This window comes from Mucilaginibacter sp. SMC90, from assembly GCF_022811725.1.
GTDB lineage: Bacteria > Bacteroidota > Bacteroidia > Sphingobacteriales > Sphingobacteriaceae > Mucilaginibacter.
Genome location: NZ_CP094527.1, coordinates 5,694,796 through 5,715,339 on the forward strand (window position 1 = coordinate 5,694,796; position 20,544 = coordinate 5,715,339).

Here is a 20,544-nt window from a genome sequence, read left to right on the forward strand (position 1 = left end):
AACAACATTTAACAATAACAAATCATGAACATTACAAACAAAACAATCCTCGTAACCGGTGGCGGTTCAGGAATCGGTTATGCAACCGCAAAATATCTAAGTGAAAAAGGCAATAAAGTGATCATTTCCGGCCGTAATGCTGAAAAGATTGAGACAGCCGGCAAGGAATTGGGACTGGATTACATTGCCTGTGATGTAACCGACGCAGTTGCCGTGAACAGCCTGGTTAACAAGCTGGAGTCGGAATATGCCGATCTCAGCGTTTTGATCAATAATGCAGGTGTAGCAAATTTATATAAACTTGGCGAAGGCGCAGGGGCTTTCGAAAAAGCAAAACAAGAGTTTGAAACGAATTATTTCGGGCCGGTTCGCCTGACTGAAGCGTTGCTGCCATTATTGAAAAAGCAGCCGGAGGCGGCTATTGTGAACATCACCTCTAACGTAAGTTTTCACCCGTTAGTCGTGTTGCCTACCTACTCAGATACCAAAGCCGCTTTGCATTCGCATACTGTTGCTTTGAGGTTAACGCTTTCTAAAGAAACCAACATTAAGTTATTTGAAGTGATGCCTTCGCTGATCAACACCGACGCAACCAAGGAAATGGGTGGCGAGCAACATGGCTTACCACCGCTAGTAGTCGCTGAAGATATTTTTAATGGCATTGAAGAGGATCGTTTCGAGATCTATGTCGGTGAAACCGGAAGACAATGGGCCGATTATTTCGCAAACCCCGTTATTGCGGTAGAAAACTTTAACCAGGGCTTATTTTAATTCATTTTATGTGATTAGAAAACGGCTTCGCGGTTCCTTATTTATGGAGACCGCGAAGCCCGTTTAAACATGCTGCAAGGTAGGTCAACTAAAAATTTAGATATGGAATGGTATAATTTTATCGCGGCGTTTTTTTCCGGCGCTTTTATGGCCAATACGGTGCCGCACTTCGTACACGGCATATCAGGCAATGAATTTCCCACCCCTTTTGCTACACCTAGGGGAATTGGTCTATCGTCGTCTACATTAAATATTTTTTGGAGTCTTTTTAATCTGGCTGTCGGATGGCTGCTATTCGTTAGTGTACACATCAACCAATTTTTGTCCTTACAGTTAACATGTTTCGCGGGCTTTTCTTTAATGGCACTGATATTAAGTAAACGCTTTCAGTCGAAACATAGAGAATAACATGTATGAACTTTGAAACAGACAGATATGCTTTAAATGAGTACAAAATGACTTATAAGAATAATATGAAATTCATACAAAATAGGGTAGATGGCATTAAACCACTCACTTTTCAGACAGCAGTCGTTTACAATGCTAACTTCCTAGCTTTTGCTTCGACCGATTGCTATTGTAAATCGCCGGCTAAGCAAGCAAGGTCGTGAGACACTCACTTCCTTGCGTTTGCTTTCGCCGTGGCTACTTGGTCGTTGGCCCCATTCGTTTCTTGGCGGTACACTACAAATTTCACAATGAAAACCCGGATAATCTATTTTCAGTGTTTCTAAAATATCCTTAAATATGTCATATTTTAGTTGAGGGCATTTACTCACGAAAACTTGCCCAAAGAATACTCAAGAAATGCGATTTGTTGATCGTATAGTTTCTCAGTTCTTGACATGTACTGCTCAATCTTTTTTACGGCGGTTTCCAAAACGGATTTGTCGGCTTTGAAATTTTTCGTTTTAGCCTTTGGATATCCTTTATCGAAAAGATTGTAGAAAACAAACTCCGTGTCATCATCCGTATCCTTATAAAGGATATATTGGTAATCATCAGTAAACAGGCTTATTATCTGTTGCAATTTGGCAAATTTTCCGTCCTGCCTGTTGTATCCCAACTTAAGCTCTATTGCACACCGTTGTAAAGTTTCAATCGCTTTGATCAGAAACGATATTGCAGACTTGTAATCGTCTTTCTTCAAGTGGGTTTCTATTCGTTTTAACAGGCTGCGGCTCTCTTTATGAGCGTTCTTCCAGCACCTTTCCAACACCTTCCGATGCATTTCGACAGTCACATACTCAGGATTTGGAATTACAAGGTCCTGGTCGGTATATAATACTGTCCCTGCATAAATTACCCATTCCCAAAAGCGTGGATTCGTTTTGATTTCATTTAAAGCGTCTTTGACTTTATAAATGAGGGGAACGATAAAGGTTTTTCCAAGCCTGTCAGATTGAATTTTATCCGATATCTCATCTTCTGTTATTCCAACCCAATCATTAACTAAAATTAACAGGTAAATTCTGTCCGCATAAGGTATTGCACCCAGGTGGCATACATGTTTAATAAATGGAAATTCTTTTACAAGAGCCTCGGCCATTTCCCCAAATTTAAACTCTTTCTCCAATCTGTTTTTGCGTTTAAGAGCCCGTGGCAACTTCCAATCAAAAAGATTATAATCTTCTGTATCCTCCATAATCGTGATTACCTTCCGGCCGTCTTTAGTATAAGAAAGGTGATGACCGTTGTTTTTTGTAAGGGTTTCCCATACTGCGCCAATAGCAAGTTGTTCGACCATATAAGCTGCTGAATGAAACTTTAAAAGATCGTCAAATAATTGGGGCATATTGCCTTCAAATTCTTCTACTGTCAGTGCCTTATTGCTCAGGGCAGAATAAAGCCAGTAATCGAAATAGTCACGCAGATCCTGCAAGCCGATATAGCCAAAGATTCGTCTGAAAACGATATAAGGATTCCGCTCTTCGTAAAATGACAGATCATCCGGAAAATATTGCCAGGTCTTTTTGGCAAAATTCAATTGCCAACCCTCAACAATTTCAGCCTTATCCCAATCATCCGGGGTTTTTCTGTCAAGCCACAAGATATAACAGATCTCAATCATCCGGACCCACTCGTTTACCGCCTGCACCATTTTTGCAGGGCCTTCTTTGCCACCCTGGTAATGTGTATCGCTCAGTGCAAATGTTTTTAATTGTTCCAGCAAACGTTTATTCCTTTCTGGTTCTTCGCCCCAAAAAGCGTCTCGTAACGCGCGATAGGGATCGCGGATTTCATTAAAAAGTAGGAATTTAGGATAGTTCTCCCATGGTACATAATGTTCATCACCTCGCATAGCTAAAAAAATTTGAGTGAATAATGACTTTACATCCAAAGTTGAAAATATACATCTGTATATCCCACTCAGCCATGTTCTATCCGAAGTCGTTATTATGCATATTTCACCGGTTATTATTTCTATATTAGATAAAGCACAGCTTTTTATTATTTTGTTTAATTTTGAACGAACTCTACATACTAACTTATGAACGCTACCGACACACCGAAAAATGTCCATCAAGGTCGAAACATTAAACGTTTTCGTGAAATGATGGGGCTAAAACAAGAGGCCTTGGCAATTGCGCTTGGTGAGGAATGGAGTCAGAAAAGGGTGTCGTTATTAGAACAAAAAGAAGTCATTGAAGAAAATCTTTTAAAACAAGTGGCTGAGATACTAAAAGTTCCCGTTGAAGCTATTAAAAACTTCAGTGAGGAAAGTGTCCTCAATATCATATCGAATACTTTTACAAGTACAGATACGTCGACTTTGAATGCCATAAATTATCAACCAACTTTTCATCCTTTGGAAAAAGTAATAGAGTTGTTTGAAGAAAATAAAAGGCTTTATGAACAACTTTTAGCGAGTGAACGAGAAAAGGCAGAAATTTTGAAACAATCCAGAAATTTCTGACATTTCAATGCCGCATTCAATTGTGAAAATTCGCGGCTTATTATGAAATAAATTGTATTAGCTAAAAGTTTCCTTAACCTGTGAAATATACGCTAACTCACGTCCTTGCAATTTTCTTTCTTCCATGAGAAGATCAACGTGTTGATTTTTAAAAGAAAGATAACCTTCAAACGCCTTTGAAAACTGAAACTTCACTAAGTTTTCGGCGACATCTGCAGTCATTTTTATCACGCTTTCGAATGTAGTGTAATTATACCTAAATTTATGCAGCTCTAACGACTTCTCATATTGATTTAAAAAGTAATCAATTCGGTCTTCGACTTCACTAATTGTTAGCTGCTCCCTTGCGATATTATTGATGTAATCTCGAAGGGTATATAGATTATCTATCGCTTCTTTGTCAGCTTTGAATTCTTTAATAGCGTCTATGGAGGTATCGTCTTTGATAGTCGGGAATTTCTTAAATATAGTGTTAACTACAAGTGACTTTTGTTGAGCTGGGAACGCACTATCAAAAAACGCCGAATTTATGATAGGGATATGCTCATCATTAGGACGATGAATATTTAAAGAGACTGCCATCAGCCTACTCATACGTTGAAAAAGTTCATCAAAAATAGCCTGCCCTTGGGGCGACGCCTGATCGATATTGCTCCCAACTGGCATCTTGTTCTTAAAATTATTGTTAAAGACGGCAAGTTCTTCTTTAAAAGCAGATTGAATTTGAATGTGATCGGGTATACCATTCGGAAATATTTCACTAAAATTTGAGATAAAACCAGCTTCGGTAAGGTTATCAATCTCACTCATTCTCGACCTTACTACATCAATAACCTGAAGTTCAGCGTCCAAGATAACTTTTGGGTCACGTATCGGTAGGCTTGCGATGTATATCTTGTCGAAGAACAAAAAGGTTTTCAGTAAACTCTCGCTTTGTCCGGAAAGATAAGAGGGATGAACAAAGAAAACTCCGATTTTCATAATATTTTTTTGATAAAAAAGCCCACTTAAATTAGCAAAGCAAAGCTAAATATCAACATTTTCTAAGAAACAAACACACCCAGTCATATTACCGCTTAAACAACCGGAGCTGTTAGCAGGAAAACTGTCAAGGCCCGGCGATAGCCGGTTTATATAGCCTTGACAGTTTTCCTGCGTAGCTAATTTTGTGACTGCGGTGCTGTGACTGATCGATAATCTGTGGGCGGGAAAGGCAGGTGTGTATGAGGAACGAATACACTCCTGCACGCGCGGCGGCGAGGCTGGCGGCGTAATGGAACCCGGAGCGAAGCGCGTGGTGTAATGCAGCCGCCTGCCGCAGCCGCATGGCCATTCTTTTCTATGAGAAACAAGAAATATCCATTTATAATAGCACACTGCTTCAACGCGATATCTGTTGGCCCTGAGATTTTTTCTTCCGCCTTTTCTTTTCCTCTATCTCGCTTTCCGGAACAACATTAGCACCTCCCGTATACATCGGTTCCAACATTACTTTCAGAAAGCTTGCTATTGTCTTACCAGCTGCCGAAAGCATATTGGCGGTTGTTGTAAAAAGACCATCTGCAACTCCCTGGGCCAACTCATTGGCCACTGACCTACTTTCATAATTCTGCGAAGCACCTTCTAACAAAACCCCCAGCTGCTCCCGTTGTAATAGTTCTCCGTTCTTCTGAACATTGGCGTATGCCATGGTATCTTTAAGCTGTCTGTCAAACTCAAACAGGCTGTCAAAAAGAGATTCCCCGCTCTGTTTAAATGCTACCCGGTCAAACTGGCCCATCTTTTTGGAATGCTCCGCATTCTTTCCCCTTGACGTATTCATCGGGCTAAGCTTGATTTTATTGGTTATATCCTTACGGCTCACAATAACCTGCACATGCATCTGTTCTCCCTCCTTACGTTCGCCCCGCTGTTTCATACCTTGTTTTACTTCCTGGTCATTATAGCTGTAATAACGGTAGTTTTCCAGCTTGGCAAACCATAACAGGTCTTCATTATTGTTCACACCATCCCGGTTAAAGTTTTTGGCATAGGCATCCATCACCCTGACGGCAAAACCTTTCATTTGTTCTTTAGCACCTTCCTCACCATACTGTTCTTTTAGAAACCTAATCTCTTTCTGGCTCGGACTGATATTGACCAGGAAAAATTTAGCATCGTCTCTGCCCAGCTTGGCAACATTATTATCTATACTGCGCATTACCTCATAAGGCTCGATCCTGATCTTGTGTCCGTTAAACCAATATTCTGGTTCCGGCTTATGGTCGATCCGGTTTTCTTTTTCCAGGTAATTTACCAGCCCCACACTGCTGCCTTTGTTTGCCGCTTCTTTACTATCTGTGATATTGATAAACATAATACCCCCTACCTCCTGAAAGGAAAGTTAAATACATGATTAAAGCAAACCGACCTGCGATCTGGTAACAGCGATCAGCTCATCTTTTTCCCGGCCCGAGGTCATCATCCCGAAAGCATCCCTGGATTTGATATAACCATCCAAAATGAACAGGAACTGTTTTTTCAGGTTATCCTTGCTCTTTTGGCTTTTCGAGATCGTTTCCATTAGCGCATCTATGCTGGTTAACTTCTGCGCCAAAGCATGCTGATTATTCAGCAAGCCCGTATTTGCCTTGAGGACTTGCGTATTGAAACTCTCGATGATTTTAACCTGTGATACAATCATCCTGTCCATTTCCGTTTTGATCGGAATGAGCAGCATATTCTCCTGGTTTCGGATAAAACCAATATACTGCTGATGATTTTTCATCAGCGCATTTTTTAATAATTCGTCATTCAGGTCCAGGGGATCTTTCTTGCTTTTATAAAAGTAATCGACCATCTGGATAAAGACCTGTCGCTTCGTCCTGCCCAGTTTAAGGGCGATCTTTTCAAACTTCTGATCTACCGCAACCGGGTATCTCACTGATCTCACATTAATGTCTTCTATGCTCATATTCTCAAACCGGTCAAATAGCTGTCTATGCAACTATGTCTTTATTTCTATATGCAGGATACCGCCGGGTATCCTGTTTTCTTTTATTCCATAGGCGGAAACGCCCTAAAGTATCCCCGGAGGATACGTAAAACCCCCGTAGCGAAGCGTAGGGCAAGCAAAGTAGGGCTCTGCCCAACTTCCGCTTGCTCATTCCGCTTTCGCGAAGCGACCACAGCTTTTCTTCCTGATTTGCGAAGCAAATCTTTACCGGTGCAGCCAAAGGCTGCACCGGATTTGTATAGCAGGATATCTGTCTATACTTATATCGGAATAACCAGTTATTCCGATATGCGCTTATCCGTATAGCCCGATATTCGGCTATGCCGATATAAAATATCATGCTACAATTCCCAACCGGCAGGCCAGTAGACCTGGCTGCCGAGTTTAGGATGGTATGACGGCTGATAACGGATGTAACCATAATCATCAAGTTCTTTGATACACTTGTGATACGTTGCAATCGATGCTATACGGCTTAAAGTCATCAGCGTCTTTCTGGTGACAGAGAACGGGCTTTTGAAACCACCGCGTTGCCATTGGACGAATAACGCACTGAACAAGCTGATATGTGTCGTATTCAGCCGCCCATCCATACTCATGCGTTTGAGCAGCTTACTATAACCAGCAAGTTCACTCACTGCAATTTTATGAGTAATCATTGCATCCCCCCTTCCAGAAGTTTGTTGATGTCTTCGAGCTTATAATACATGATACTGCCGATACGGGTAAAACTCAGTGTACCGTTGATGCGCAGGTTCTGTAAGGTGCCGGGTGATATTTTCAGCAGCTTTCGTACGTCGTTACTTTTGAGCCATTTTTTAGACTGGCCCTGGCCATCCAGTTGAACCAGTTTTTTAATTTCTGTTAACAGTTCGCTTTTAAATTCATTCAGATCTCCTTTAGTGATCAGTTCACTTGCTTGCATAATCGCCTCCTTCGTTAATCGTTACTTAATACTTGTACCACAGGTACCGGGTACTAAGCAAAGGTGTGGGCAAACGGATATTTTTCATTACCATAGGCCAAGCTATGGTAATGGCATACAAAGCATAATGCTGAAAAAGAGCGCACTGAATAGTTTAAAGGCAATTGTTAACGTTTGCCTGCAAAAGAAAAATGAAACTAAAATCCGTTCTTAACCTGCCCGGCGTTTTGCCGGAGTGATATTAAAATGCTGATTTTCGGAGGGGATAGCAGATGACCTGCCACTCGGGTTACCTGCATCGCGCGGGTAGTAGCGCCGCACACGGTCTAATTTGATTGGTTCACCGTCTTCCTGAAAGTACCGGCAGATCAGTTTGGCCCAGGTGATAGGCATCTGCGAAAATACCAATTCCTTATCTGCTACTTTTAGTGCCTCGATCTTTTTGAAAAGGTCAACTACCGTAAGGAAATGACCGCTGGCTATATTGATCGGGTAGTCGGTATCTAACTTTTCAGCCTCCCTGCGCTCATCCATCAGGCGTTGCACTTGTTCTTTGAGTATTTTGATCTGTCCTTCCTTCTCTGCGATTATCTCAGCCTGGGTGCGTCCAAGGTTCCATTCATCGATACTTTGAAGATATTCTGAAAATTGGTTAAGGTGGAATTTATTTCGAAAGTTGGAGGCATGGCTGGAAGTATATCTGTCCTTATGTCTTAATTGTGCAATGGCATCCTGTATGACTTCCCACATATATATGAAGAACTCCTGCACCGTTGCATCATCGTATTTGGATAAAAAGAATTGCAGGTGGTATTTATATAATTCATCGAATTGTTGTTCGCTCTTTCGATAAAGGAGGTTAAGAAAGTGGTTGTCCTCAACTTTTTTATTCCAAAAAAATGGGCGGCCTATATCATTAGTGTCTTTATTAAAATCGAAAGGTGATCGGTGTTTAAAATATTGTTCGCGCATAAGTTGAACTTTAACCTAAAGTTAATAATTTAAGTAAAATTCGCATTTCAAAAGCGGAGACTATCTAAGTATCTTAAATATTAAGTTTTGTTGGTCTTATTTTGCCCAACAGGACTAAGTTCGAAATGCTTGATGAGTAATTTGAGAACATTCTCGGCTATTTAGCTGCCGGTTCGAGCCCAGTTTCGGGAGCAAATGCCATTAAATTAAATTTTGATGGCATTCTTTAGTTTATTGAGAGCTTTCGTTTGCCAAAATAGTTAAATAATTGAAAATATTATAAAATATCTACGAGAAACGGTTCGAGCCCGGCTTGGTTGAAATGAAAGAAAGGTAGTTTTGGTTTATCAGATACAGTTAAGTCATATCCACTCCGAAAAGTTACTTGAGTGCTGGCCGGATACTTATCGGCATCATTTGATCTTTTTTACAACCACCCAGTAGCAGTACAATAAGTGCTATAACGGGCATCATGCAGTGCATTTGTTTTTTCGTTGAAATAAATAAGTATTGGGTTTGAAATATTCTTTAATTGAAATTGCTACTTCACATTAATAATAGTGGCCTGACGTGCGATGATCCGCCACCCGCTTTTTCCTTTTAGCCAAACGTTAGTGTAGCGGCGGGTAACCGTCCTTCCGGCATTATCTGTTGCTTTCTCCGGCTGGTTTTCTTCATAACCCATGGTCACCGCTACGTTATCAGTGATCGTTACTTTCTCTATTACGCGGCTGAATGAAGAATAAGCAATCTTACCTTCTTTTATCAACTGGCGGATCTGGGCAACATTCACCACCACATTCGCGGGGTTGTTCACCACGTAGTTGGGCGACCACAACCTGCTCAGCATTGCGGTGTCACCGCTGATGGTGGCCCGGGCTTCCAGTTCATCCAGTCTGCGAATCTCTTTCTCCACGTCGCTTTGCGCGAAGGATAATTTTGCTGAAAACAGCACAAAAACAATTATCATAATTGCTTTCATAAGAGTGGTATGGTTTACGTTATTTACTGTTTACCGGGAATATTTTTTCATCCACCTGTGTCCCCTGCCCGGCTACACGGCACCAGCCAGTTCCATTTTTACGGTATACTTCCAGCCGGCGTACCTTGATGTTAACGTCTTGTTCGTCGACCACAAGTTGTACGTTGATCAATAAATTAACTATCGCAGTAGTGCCGTCGTAAATACGGATGAACTCATTACCGGGAATAGGCCGCACGGATTTGAATATAAGTTTCTCTTTTTTCTGTGCTTCCACCCATTGCTGATGAGAAAAGGAGATATCTCCCTTAGGGCCTACGGCGATCATGTCATTGCAGTCGATCAGCGTACCGGGTTTCTGATTTCGCAGGAGTTCACGGATCTCCTGGCGCTCCTTCGGAAAACTAGTCGTATCTACCTGGGCGAATGCGCTGCAAGCGCTGATCGCAATTAAAATAGTGGTGAGTAATGATTTCATACTGTTTCGTTTTATTCAAAATTATCATGGTTTATCATTCGATTTCGGAAAGTAGCCCAATGGGCGTTAATTGAAAACATACAGTGTTTTTTCACCTATCAAATCATTTCGTCGTCGACTAAATGATCTGGTAGACAGCTTTGAAGCTTTGGTCGAATAAGCTGATAATCATCGTTATCCTTTTACTATTGATCTGTATCTTAGCTTCCGGTCGACTTAACTATGCAACAATTACCTTTTATTTATTCCAATGAATTGCGCTGGAGGCTTTTGCGTCATTTCAGCTTTTGGCTACTTTGGTTCTTGTTTCAGCTGCTGCTGTACTCTTTTTCGCCTTCACCGGCATTGCAAAGGCAGCCCTTTCTGCATCGCCTGATCATTACTTCACCTGAAACAGCGGTGTATATGGTACCAAGCCTCTTTTTGGCTTATATGCTCATGTATCTGGTTATCCCCAATTTGGTCTTACCCGGTAAGTATGCCTGGGCAACAATTAGTGCGGTGATATTGGTGTTTTTAACCGCCGCTTTGTCAGCAGCCTTATCCATGACGGTGATCGACTATATCCGTCACTGGAATGCGGATGAAATATCACCGCTTGTTGCGAGCGAACTTCATCCGGCTTTTTATGTTCAGTTTGGTGTAGCCATGCTGGCGGGTTTACGGGGGAGTATCACCGTTGGTGGCGTAGCCGCTGCCATTAAACTAATGAAATGTTTTTATGAAGAACAACAAGCGGCTTTGATTCTGGAAAAAGAGAAAGCAAATGCCGAATTGCAAATGTTAAAAGCGCAGCTGCACCCACACTTTTTGTTTAACACACTTAATAATATTTATTCATTCACACAGGATGTCTCGGAAAAAGCATCCGGCATGATCATGGGGCTTTCACAGTTGTTACGCTATATACTCTATGATTGCAATAAGCCGCTGGTGCCGCTCGACAAGGAACTGAAAATGATCGGCGACTATATTGCCCTGGAAACGACACGGTATGACCATAGTCTGGAAATTGCAGTAAAGTTACCGAAGTCCACTGACTATCTGATCGCCCCACTCATGCTCTTACCGTTTATTGAAAATGCATTCAAACACGGTGCCAGCCAGATGACGGAAAGCCCCTGGATCAGCCTTAATATAATTGTGCAGGATGACGAACTATGGATGAAACTGATCAACGGAAAACCATCAGGCATAAATAAAGAAATACCTGGTATAGGGATCGCCAATGTCCGTAAACGACTGGAACTGCTTTATCCCGGCAGACATGAGTTGCAGATCAATGATGAAGAAGATATGTATATTGTAAATTTGAAACTTACTTTACTTACTGCATATCCGGATAATAAAAAACCTGACTACCATGGAGACCGTCAAAAAGTATAACTGCCTTATAGTTGATGATGAACCGCCTGCAAGGGAAGTGTTAAGGCGTTACATTACCCAGGTACCTATGCTTAACCTTGTTGGCGAATGTGGCAATGCGCTGCAGGCATTAACAACTATAAAGCAGCAACAAGTCGATCTTCTGTTTCTCGATATCCAAATGCCGCAGATCACCGGTTTAGATTTGATCGGCACATTAAGCCATTCCCCAAAGATCGTGTTAACTACTGCTTTTGAGCAGTATGCGGTGCAAGCATTTGACCTGGATGTTGTTGATTACCTGCTTAAGCCTATTCGCTTTGACCGGTTTTTAAAGGCTGTAATGAAAGCATTACCGGATGATGGGCTGTCGGCAGTCAATCAACCGGCAATGCAAACAGCTGAAAGCGCTGATCATGCTTTTTTGTATTTCCGGTCTGATCGGAAAATGGTGAAAGTTCTCCTGAATGACATTCTATATGTAGAAAGTTTGAAGGATTATGTCAAGGTCCATACCGTGAAGGGCACAATTGTCACGAAATACGCTATGGCTGCATTAGAAGCCATGTTGCCTGCAAACAATTTCCTAAGAGTCCATCGATCGTTCCTCATCTCAACTGACAAGATCAATTCCTTCACAGCCGATGAATTCGATATTCAGGGTCATCTGATACCTGTAGGTAAACTATACAGGCAGCAGGCGTTAAAAATGTTCAACAAAAAATAACTTGATCCCATGTGGGATAATTATATCAAACGTACAACTTGGTATTAACTAATATTTGCGAGTAGTTTTAAACTTTCCACTAAAGGGTTGGAATTACGGCCAGTCTCAGGAAGTTTTAATTTGTAGATATCCTTAACTCCATATAATAATTTTTTGTTAGTTCAATTTCCGGCAAGTTATTATTACGGTGATTTACCCTCTTGAAGTTGCACACGCCAAGCGATGTATGCAGTAATGGAAGCAGCAGCAAGGATTGACGCACTAAAAATGAAAAATTAATTAAAGCAGGTTTATGGTCACGAGCAATCAGTGAATTGTAGCAATGAACGAAAACTGGACAGCTTTTTATGGCTATTGGCGATGGAATAGACATAGAAGTAAATGCACATGTCCCTATAAAGATTTTAAAATCATCAAATAATAATAAATATTTAAAAAGATCTTATGTACCACCGTACTATATCAAAATGAGATTGTGTCAGCCAAAAACCATTCATAACTTTATTCTGCTCCATAAAGTCGTTCGAATCCTGCCCAGTCTCAGGAGCTGAAGAAGGCCGCACTACGCCAAATGTAACGTTTTGGCAATCAGAATATTGGTATAAAAAAAGGAAACAAACGATATCGTTTGTTTCCTTAAATAGCAAATAACTATATAACCAGATTCTCTGTAGATATCAGAAAGCTGCAACCATGCAGGTCGATGAATTTCTCCTCATCAGGGCGAATGATCTCCATATACTTTTCGTCGGTGACCCAATAATCAAAGTTTCGCACAACCAAAAGCGCTGAAAAAAAATGATTAAATACTTCGTAATTCTTCCTGCTGATTTTTGATTCTATGTGTAAATACACAAATCTCACATGCGCGTTTAACATGATTTTTTTCGGAATGTTTAGTCTTTTATACAACCTTTAGCAATAAAAACATTCGTTTTGGTTGTTGTTTTTTAATCCCTAATTAAATCCATTACCTAAATATCGTCGTTAATACTTTCAAACAACAACTAAGGGATCGCCGAAAACCTTTAACAGAGTAGGCAAAACTAATCTACATAACCATGAAAATGCAAGATTTGAATGAAATGGAATTAAGAGAAGTAAATGGTGGCTCACTTTTAGGCCTGGGCGGTGCAAACTCATCAAGCGGCGAAAGCGGCCTGTTAGGTAGCCTGGGTATCGACAACCTTTTATCATTTAGCAGCGCGTCGAAAAATGGCGATCAAAGCAGCTCAACATCATTCTCGTTAGGTAATGGCATTACGTCATCACTTGGCGGCATTTTAAACTTCGGTTCGAAAAGCGTTTAAGCTAAATTGAATTGAAGCACTTGCAGCAATGCTGTGATTATGATTACCAAGGGACGGCCGAAAACCTTTTAACAGAGTAGGCAACATTTTAAATACATACACTATGAAAATGCAGGAATTAAATCACACTGAATTACAGGAAGTAAACGGTGGATCAATTTTAGGTTTAGGCGGAGCAAATACATCTGGCGGCGAAAGCGGCTTGTTAGGCTCTTTAGGAATATCTAACCTGCTGTCATTTCAACAAGGCAGCCAAAATGGCGACCAGGCTCAAGCCAGTTCCTTTACATTAGGTAACGGCATTACTTCAAGCCTGGGCGGTATCCTGAACTTCGGTTCACAAAGCGTATAATTTTTTCAATTATATACCGGGCGCGGGCATTTTAATTAATGCCCGCGCTTATTTTTTAAAGCAAACATCATCTATCATGAAAACCAACACAAACAATATGCGCGAACTGAGCGTAGCCGAGCTTATCACCGTAAACGGCGGCGCGGCCAATGGTGCAAGTATCAGTTTAGGTGCGGGGACCGAAAGCCTGCTTTCGATAGAATTTAAGTGGCAGCAGGGCGATAATTACCAGGATTATAAACTGGAAGCCGGTAAAGGTATCAAACTTAATTTTGATGCTTTTTTGAACGGAACACATTTAAGTTAAAACCTATACAATATATAATGGGATGGCTGCGGCTGTCTCATTTTTAGTTTAGATGATTTGGGAGTAAACCAAAACACTTTACATCGCTTTGCTATTAAACTACTAACCCTAACGGGGAATAAACAATGGATAACAATAATAAAGTTTTCCCGGCGGGGTTCCTATCGTCCACTGCCGAATACCATTTCCGGAAATATGATCCTAAAACCAATATTATCTATAAAATGGTTTTGGGTTTTACGGTGCTCGCCCTGGTATCCATATTTTTTATCAAGGTTAATATCAATGTAAAAAGTTTGGGTACTATCAAATCGTCAACCGAACATAATGAGATCAAACCGCTCGTATCCGGCCGGGTAGATACCATGCTGCTGAAAGAAAACATGCATGTTACCAAAGGCCAGGTTCTGGTTACTTTAAAGGCGGCGGCCATAAACCAACAGGACCTTGCCGCTCATACCCAGCAAACAGAATACGAAGCGCAATTGGCCGATTTACAGGTGCTGGCTGATATGGTAAAACACAATCAGTGGAATAAAAAACCCTCCCTCACCTCCGAATTATATGGCCAGCAATATGTGCTTTTACAACAAAAAGCCCGCGATGCAAACGCCAACCTTTCTGCCGCCCGTCGTAATGAGGAGCGCTACAGCTATCTCTTTAAAAACAAAGCTATCTCTGCTTCTGAATATGATGTTGTTCATCTGGCCTATCAAAACGCACTGAGCGCGCTGCAATTAATTTATGATGACCAGGGCAGTAAATGGCAGGCCGAGTACACCAGCCTCAAAGCGCAAATGCGCAACCTGCAGTCGGAAGGAAAATCAATCGAACAGGAAAAAGACTTATATACCCTGCGCGCGCCCGTTACCGGAACCGTGCAAAACCTGCGCGGCATTCAATCCGGCAGTGTAATTGCCGCTAACGAAATAGTGGCCGAGATCTCACCGGAAACGGGGATGATAGCTGAGATTTATGTACTGCCAAAAGATGTAGGCCTGATCAGGCCGGATATTAAAGTGAATTTCCAGGTTGATGCCTTTAATTACAACCAGTGGGGGTTGCTTACCGGCAAGGTGCTCACAGTATCTAACGATATATTTACCGATAACGGGCAACAACCGTATTTTAAGGTGAGGTGCCTGTTGGATAAAAACGAACTGAAACTGAAAAATGGCTATGTGGGCCGCATAAAAAAAGGCATGAGTTTACAGGCCAATTTTTATGTTACCCGCCGTACGCTGTTCCAATTATTATATGACAAAACCAGCGATTGGTTAAACCCCGGCAGGCTCCCGGCTAAAAGCACGGTCCAATAATAGGTTATGGCAAATTTCGATCAATTTTTAAACCGTACCGAAGCCTGGTACAATCGCCTTGCTAAGCGGATCAATAATAACAGGCTGTACAAAAAATGGCAGGCGCTTACCGAAAGTAAACGTTTAAAGAAACGGGTACAGATCAGGCAGCATGATATTATGGATTGCGGCGCGGCCTGCCTGGCATCGGTAGCCGTTTATTATAACCTCAGTATGCCTATTGCCCGCATCAGGCAGCTGGCATCAACCGATAAAAAGGGTACTAACCTATTAGGGTTGATAGAAGCCGCCAACCAGATGGGTTTCTCGGCCAAGGGCGTAAAAGGCGCTTTCGAAAACCTGTTCGAAATTCCTACACCAACCATCGCCCACGTATTGTTGGGAAACCAGTTGCAGCATTATGTAGTAATATATAAAGTCACCGACACGTTTATAGAAGTGATGGATCCCGGCGATGGTTACCTCCACCAACTAAGCCATGATGATTTTAAAAAGATCTGGACGGGGATATTAGTGCTGCTTGCGCCGAACGAACAATTTATTGCCGGCGATAAAACGGTATCTGTAGAAAAACGCTTCTGGCAATTGTTAAAACCCCACAAAGGCATGCTGCTACAGGTATTGTTGGGCGCGGTCGTTTATACCATATTGGGCCTCTCCACCTCCATATTTCTGCAAAAGATAGTAGATAATGTTTTGCCCGAGGATAACCGCAACCTGCTTAACCTGATGGGTGTGGTGATGGTAGTGATCATTTTTTTACAGGTTTTTATTAACCATGCCCGCACATTGATCACCCTTAAAACCGGCCAGCAGATTGATGCCCGGCTCATACTTGGTTATTATAAACACCTGCTTAAGCTGCCGCAGCAGTTTTTTGACAGCATGCGCGTTGGCGAGATCATATCAAGGATAAACGACGCGGTAAAGATCCGCTCGTTTATTAACGAGGTGCTGGTGATGTTCGCGGTGAATATTTTTATATTGATCTTCTCGTTTGCGCTGATGTTCACCTATTATTGGAAATTGGCGCTCATTATGCTCACCATTGTGCCGATGTTCGCGCTGATCTACAAGCTATCCGATAGATTGAACCGCACCACCCAGCGTAAACTGATGGAAAACGCCGCTGACCTGCAAACCCAGTTGGTTGAATCTGTAAACGCGATACCTACCATTAAACGTTTTGGGCTGGAAGATTTTGCCAACTTCAAAACCGAAACCCGCTTTATCAATATGTTGAAAACGGTTTTCCGTTCGGCAACCAACTCGCTTTGGGTTGGTAACTTCAGCAGTTTGGTTTCTACTTCTTTTACGGTGATTTTGCTTTGGACAGGTTCGGCATTTGTGCTGGATAAAATCATTACTCCCGGCGAATTGTTGTCGTTCTATTCCATCATCGGCTATTTTATGAGTCCAGTTGCCGGGCTTATCGGCATGAATAAAACACTTCAGGATGCTCGTATAGCGGCCGACCGTCTTTTCGAGATCATGGATATGGAACAGGAGCCGGCCGAAAACCGTGCAGAGCTTACCCCGGATATGATAGGCAATATCCATTTTAAAGATGTGCATTTCAGGTATGGCAGCCGAGCTACTGTATTTGAAGGACTAGATCTCAACATTACCAAAGGCAAAATCACCGCTATTGTTGGCGAAAGCGGTTCAGGCAAAACAACGCTCTTATCGCTCATGCAAAATATTTACACATTGCAATCCGGTTCGATATTTATTGGTGATTTTGATATCCAATATGTTACTAATGAAAGCTTGCGCCGAATGGTGAGTGTTGTGCCTCAGGATGTACACCTGTTTGCAGGCAATGTAACCGAAAACATAGCGGTAGGCGATCTGGAACCTGATTTGAAACGGGTATTGCAGATTTGCGGTCAGCTGGAAATTACTGATTTTATTGAAAGGCTGCCTAACGGCTTCAATACATTTTTAGGAGAGAATGGCACCAACCTTTCGGGCGGGCAACGGCAACGCTTAGCCATAGCCCGTGCGCTTTATCGCGACCCCGAGATTTTGATCCTTGATGAGGCTACTTCATCGCTCGATTCGGAATCTGAATCACATGTTCAAAATGCTATAGCTTTACTTCGCGAAAGGCAAAAAACCATCATTGTAATAGCGCACCGCCTAAGTACCATTATGAATGCCGATAAGATCATCGTATTGCAAACTGGAAAGTTGGTGGAAGAAGGCACCCACCATGAATTGATGGCGCAGCAAGGCCAGTACTTCAATATGTGGCAAAAGCAATTCCCGGCCGAAGATGTGATACTGGCAAGGCAAAGCAAACCACGAAAAAGCGTTAAATCAAAAGCATCCGCAGAAAACTAAAAACTAATCTTATTACCCAGGTAATAATCAATGATCTTGCTTTTTAAAATCAATTCATAACGGGTTTGAATCAATGAAAACTCTGCGATATTCCGTTCGTTCTCTGCCACGTTTATTTCAAGGCTGTTGGCCAAACCAACCGAATAGCGTTGCTGCATTACTTTGAACGCATCAGCCGCAGATTTAAAGGTAACCTGTGCCGAGGTATATCTTTTTTGTGTGGCATGCACATCCCAAACCGCTTCGGCAATGGTTTTGCGCATATTGTTTTTAGCAAGTTGCTCGGTAGCCAGCGAGTTTTGGTAATTGAGTTTTGCTTTGCGTACATTGATGTTGGCTGCATTGCCATTTGCAATAGGGATAGCAAGTGTAAAACCTACAGCCTGATTAAAGTTATTACTTAGCTGATCTCCAAACGAAACCGCGCGTGTTTGATATACCGGTGCGATAACCGCTGCGTTGGTATTTTGCACTACCCCTATAGGCACTGCCCCGGTAATTTGAGTGGCAACAACCGTGCTTTGGCTGCTGGAATAGCTGGTATTTAAACCACCACCGAATGAAAGACTTGGATATTTTAAACCTTTAGCCACATCAACGCCACTTTCGGCGGCAAGACGTCTTTTCTCTACAACCTGTATGTCGGGATTGGTTTCGAGCGCGGTTTTATAAACCTCATCGTTGGTATAGCCGGTATTGAGTTGATCTATAGCATTTTTGGGCGGGTCTACTACTACGAAAGGTGATTTATCATCGCGCTCCATAAAATGCGTCAAAGTAAGGTAGGCGCGTTCCAAATCGTTTTGCGCATTAATTTGATTAGCCTCGGCATTTGCTACCTGTGCTTTGGCCTGCGACAGATCGGCAAGGGTTTTCTGGCCTACCTTGTAGAATTTTTTCTGGCGGGCAAGTTCGTCGTTAGCTATTGCCAGTTGTTGTTTGGATGCAGCAAGCAGATCGCGGTTGGTTAGCACCTGAATGTAAGTATAAAGCACAGAAAGCGTAAGATCATTTTTTATCTTATCAACATTACTTTTATTGGCATCAAGCAAGTACTTATTTTGCTTAATGGTGTTCATTTTGGCAAATCCCTGAAACAGCGTAACATTAGCGTAAACGCTACCCTGGGCTACATTGGCAGCGGCATTGTTGTATTGATAAGTTGTAGGGTCGAGCGCCCGGCCAAAAAGGCGATAAGCTGCGACGCTCCCGTTTAAAGTAGGCAATGTTGCCCCCCTAGCGGCCTTCAGGTCTTCAGCGGCAATGGCCTCATCGAAGCGGGCCTGCCGTATTTCTATATTATGGACCATAGTGCTATCAATCGCCTCTTCAAGCGTAATCTTGGTTTGCCCTTGTGTTTCGCAACAAATAAATATTAAAAATAAGGGAACAAGCCTCCTGCCTGTCGCTTTGATAGATAAATTTCCTGACATATAATAGTGTCATTACTAAACAAACTGGCAGGCTACAATTGTTTTTCGCTGATATATAATATCGTATAGCGTCAGGTTTTAACTATCGTCGATATCGATGTTGTAGTGACGTTTATGAATTTTATTGCTTATTCATAGTTTAATAAAGCTATGTTTTGATTGTTAAGCATTTTTCCGGTTATGGTAGCTTATAAGTTAATAATTATTTCCGAAAAGACTTTTTGACTTTTATATTTGCAAATATGAGTTACTGATAAAAATGAGATTCCTAACGGCCTTTCACGTAATTTCCAATATCCGCCGTATTCGCATACAAAAAAATATTTCAAAAAGTTTCATTAGCCAAAAATTGGGGATAACCTTGCGGAGCTATAGCTCAATGGAGCAAGGAAAGAAAAAAATAACATTAGAGCACATCTTCATCATCGCCCCCTTGCTTCAAACTGATGTGTTTTCTTTATTATGTCCATCTCATATGATCGTAATTCATAGTTCCGGTCTCCTAAAATCAAGGGAAGCAGTTTAGTTTCCAATACATCACAAACTTTTCAGCGCTAAAAATTTATCTATGAAATAATTAATATTAAATACAACCGTTCGGGTAGTATTTGCAAATACCTTCTGAGAAACACAAAATCTGAGTCACTTTTCGAAGCTTGATGGGTTTACTTGATATATTAGGAAATATAACTTGCTTATCGAAAAACCACCCTCTTCTTATCTACGTTTATTAATGTGTATATCAATAGTAATATGCTAAACGAGAAAGTCATTGCCCAACGCATTAGAGATATAAGAGAATCTAAAAACTACAGCCAGTTTTATGTTGCATATAAATTAAAAATTTCACAGAATACCTTCAGTAAGATAGAATTAGGATATGTAAAGCTGACACTCGACAGATTCATCAAGATTGCCAGTGTATTGGAAATATCGCCTTCAGATCTTTTAATGGTGGATGATGACATGGAAAAGGCTGTTGCAGTCTAAAAGTAATAGCAATATCAAAAAACATAGCATCGTCAACTGCTGCCGCCCAAAATTGCCCCCTTGCAAAGTAAATTGGCAGTAACTGGCAGCTAAATTAAAAGCAGCCGGAGCGCAAACCGACTGTAAAAACTATAATGGCCTCACTCACGAGTTTTTTGATATGATGCTAAAGTGCCTAAGACAAGGATGCTGAAGGTTACGCTGCAAATCAGCTTAAAAAAAGGCTGGCGATATAGAACATTCGGAGGCAAAAACTTTAGGAACTGATCCATATAGATGCACTATTCTAAAAGATAGGTCATCAATCTTTCGCAAATAGCTGTACATCTTATCACGTGCTATCTTAATGAAAATA

Annotated in this window: 21 protein-coding genes; 11 read left to right on the forward strand and 10 right to left on the reverse strand. The window is 41.5% G+C overall.

What is annotated here, in order from left to right:
* Positions 1–24: 24 nt before the first annotated feature.
* Positions 25–771: an SDR family oxidoreductase gene (locus MTO98_RS23590; protein WP_243481436.1), complete on the forward strand. Its 747-nt coding sequence runs from the start codon at positions 25–27 to the stop codon at positions 769–771.
* 775 nt (positions 772–1,546) lie between these two features.
* On the opposite strand, the gene MTO98_RS23595 is transcribed toward MTO98_RS23590, so the two are convergent.
* Entirely contained in the window at positions 1,547–3,295 is a 1,749-nt protein-coding gene (locus tag MTO98_RS23595; RefSeq protein ID WP_243481437.1) for a hypothetical protein, read from the reverse strand.
* Between MTO98_RS23595 and MTO98_RS23600 the strand changes: the two genes are divergently transcribed.
* Positions 3,263–3,688, forward strand: a complete 426-nt coding sequence (locus MTO98_RS23600) for a helix-turn-helix transcriptional regulator (RefSeq protein ID WP_243481438.1) — start codon at positions 3,263–3,265, stop codon at positions 3,686–3,688. The two genes, MTO98_RS23595 and MTO98_RS23600, sit on opposite strands and share 33 nt — an antisense overlap.
* Before the next feature lie 57 nt (positions 3,689–3,745).
* Here MTO98_RS23600 and MTO98_RS23605 read toward each other — a convergent pair whose 3' ends face one another.
* The 8 genes from MTO98_RS23605 to MTO98_RS23640 form a co-directional block, all read right to left on the reverse strand.
* Positions 3,746–4,669: a hypothetical protein gene (locus MTO98_RS23605; RefSeq protein WP_243481439.1), complete on the reverse strand. Its 924-nt coding sequence runs from the start codon at positions 4,667–4,669 to the stop codon at positions 3,746–3,748.
* Positions 4,670–5,069: 400 nt separating this feature from the next.
* Complete coding sequence (locus MTO98_RS23610) at positions 5,070–6,044, reverse strand: DUF5712 family protein (RefSeq protein ID WP_243481440.1); 975 nt, start codon at positions 6,042–6,044, stop codon at positions 5,070–5,072.
* Between the two features lie 39 nt (positions 6,045–6,083).
* A complete protein-coding gene (locus MTO98_RS23615) occupies positions 6,084–6,641 on the reverse strand; it encodes a BfmA/BtgA family mobilization protein (RefSeq protein WP_243481441.1) in 558 nt (185 codons plus the stop codon).
* A gap of 383 nt (positions 6,642–7,024) precedes the next feature.
* A complete protein-coding gene (locus MTO98_RS23620) occupies positions 7,025–7,342 on the reverse strand; it encodes a hypothetical protein (RefSeq protein ID WP_243481442.1) in 318 nt (105 codons plus the stop codon).
* Positions 7,339–7,608, reverse strand: coding sequence for a helix-turn-helix domain-containing protein (locus tag MTO98_RS23625; protein ID WP_243481443.1), 270 nt, complete (start codon positions 7,606–7,608; stop codon positions 7,339–7,341). The genes MTO98_RS23620 and MTO98_RS23625 overlap by 4 nt, the downstream gene beginning before the upstream one ends.
* A gap of 210 nt (positions 7,609–7,818) precedes the next feature.
* Positions 7,819–8,580, reverse strand: coding sequence for a hypothetical protein (locus MTO98_RS23630; RefSeq protein ID WP_243481444.1), 762 nt, complete (start codon positions 8,578–8,580; stop codon positions 7,819–7,821).
* Positions 8,581–9,121: 541 nt separating this feature from the next.
* Positions 9,122–9,562 (reverse strand): nuclear transport factor 2 family protein, encoded by a 441-nt coding sequence (locus MTO98_RS23635; protein WP_243481445.1) that lies wholly within the window; start codon positions 9,560–9,562, stop codon positions 9,122–9,124.
* Between the two features lie 19 nt (positions 9,563–9,581).
* Entirely contained in the window at positions 9,582–10,040 is a 459-nt protein-coding gene (locus MTO98_RS23640; protein WP_243481446.1) for a hypothetical protein, read from the reverse strand.
* A gap of 222 nt (positions 10,041–10,262) precedes the next feature.
* Here MTO98_RS23640 and MTO98_RS23645 point away from each other — a divergent pair, with 222 nt between their 5' ends.
* The 7 genes from MTO98_RS23645 (at position 10,263) to MTO98_RS23675 (ending at position 17,766) form a co-directional block, all read left to right on the forward strand.
* Positions 10,263–11,426 carry a sensor histidine kinase gene (locus MTO98_RS23645; RefSeq protein ID WP_243481447.1) on the forward strand — a complete coding sequence of 388 codons (1,164 nt, stop codon included), beginning with the start codon at positions 10,263–10,265 and terminating at the stop codon, positions 11,424–11,426.
* Complete coding sequence (locus tag MTO98_RS23650) at positions 11,404–12,132, forward strand: LytTR family DNA-binding domain-containing protein (RefSeq protein WP_243481448.1); 729 nt, start codon at positions 11,404–11,406, stop codon at positions 12,130–12,132. Before MTO98_RS23645 ends, MTO98_RS23650 begins: the two co-directional genes overlap by 23 nt.
* A gap of 1,061 nt (positions 12,133–13,193) precedes the next feature.
* Positions 13,194–13,442 (forward strand): hypothetical protein, encoded by a 249-nt coding sequence (locus MTO98_RS23655; protein ID WP_243481449.1) that lies wholly within the window; start codon positions 13,194–13,196, stop codon positions 13,440–13,442.
* A 103-nt stretch (positions 13,443–13,545) separates the two neighbouring features.
* Positions 13,546–13,794: a hypothetical protein gene (locus tag MTO98_RS23660; protein WP_243481450.1), complete on the forward strand. Its 249-nt coding sequence runs from the start codon at positions 13,546–13,548 to the stop codon at positions 13,792–13,794.
* Positions 13,795–13,870: 76 nt separating this feature from the next.
* Positions 13,871–14,101, forward strand: a complete 231-nt coding sequence (locus tag MTO98_RS23665) for a hypothetical protein (RefSeq protein WP_243481451.1) — start codon at positions 13,871–13,873, stop codon at positions 14,099–14,101.
* A 125-nt stretch (positions 14,102–14,226) separates the two neighbouring features.
* Entirely contained in the window at positions 14,227–15,420 is a 1,194-nt protein-coding gene (locus MTO98_RS23670; RefSeq protein ID WP_243481452.1) for an HlyD family secretion protein, read from the forward strand.
* A gap of 6 nt (positions 15,421–15,426) precedes the next feature.
* On the forward strand, positions 15,427–17,766 hold the full coding sequence (locus tag MTO98_RS23675) for a peptidase domain-containing ABC transporter (RefSeq protein ID WP_243481453.1): 2,340 nt from the start codon (positions 15,427–15,429) through the stop codon (positions 17,764–17,766).
* Here the strand turns inward: MTO98_RS23675 and MTO98_RS23680 are convergent.
* The gene (locus tag MTO98_RS23680) at positions 17,763–19,199 is read right to left on the reverse strand and encodes a TolC family protein (RefSeq protein ID WP_243481454.1); all 1,437 of its coding nucleotides are present in this window, start codon (positions 19,197–19,199) and stop codon (positions 17,763–17,765) included. The two genes, MTO98_RS23675 and MTO98_RS23680, sit on opposite strands and share 4 nt — an antisense overlap.
* A gap of 259 nt (positions 19,200–19,458) precedes the next feature.
* Here MTO98_RS23680 and MTO98_RS34485 point away from each other — a divergent pair, with 259 nt between their 5' ends.
* Together MTO98_RS34485 and MTO98_RS23685 are read left to right on the forward strand one after the other, a co-directional pair.
* Entirely contained in the window at positions 19,459–19,725 is a 267-nt protein-coding gene (locus tag MTO98_RS34485; RefSeq protein ID WP_371825381.1) for a helix-turn-helix domain-containing protein, read from the forward strand.
* A 227-nt stretch (positions 19,726–19,952) separates the two neighbouring features.
* Complete coding sequence (locus tag MTO98_RS23685; RefSeq protein WP_243481455.1) at positions 19,953–20,189, forward strand: helix-turn-helix domain-containing protein; 237 nt, start codon at positions 19,953–19,955, stop codon at positions 20,187–20,189.
* Positions 20,190–20,544: the final 355 nt, after the last annotated feature.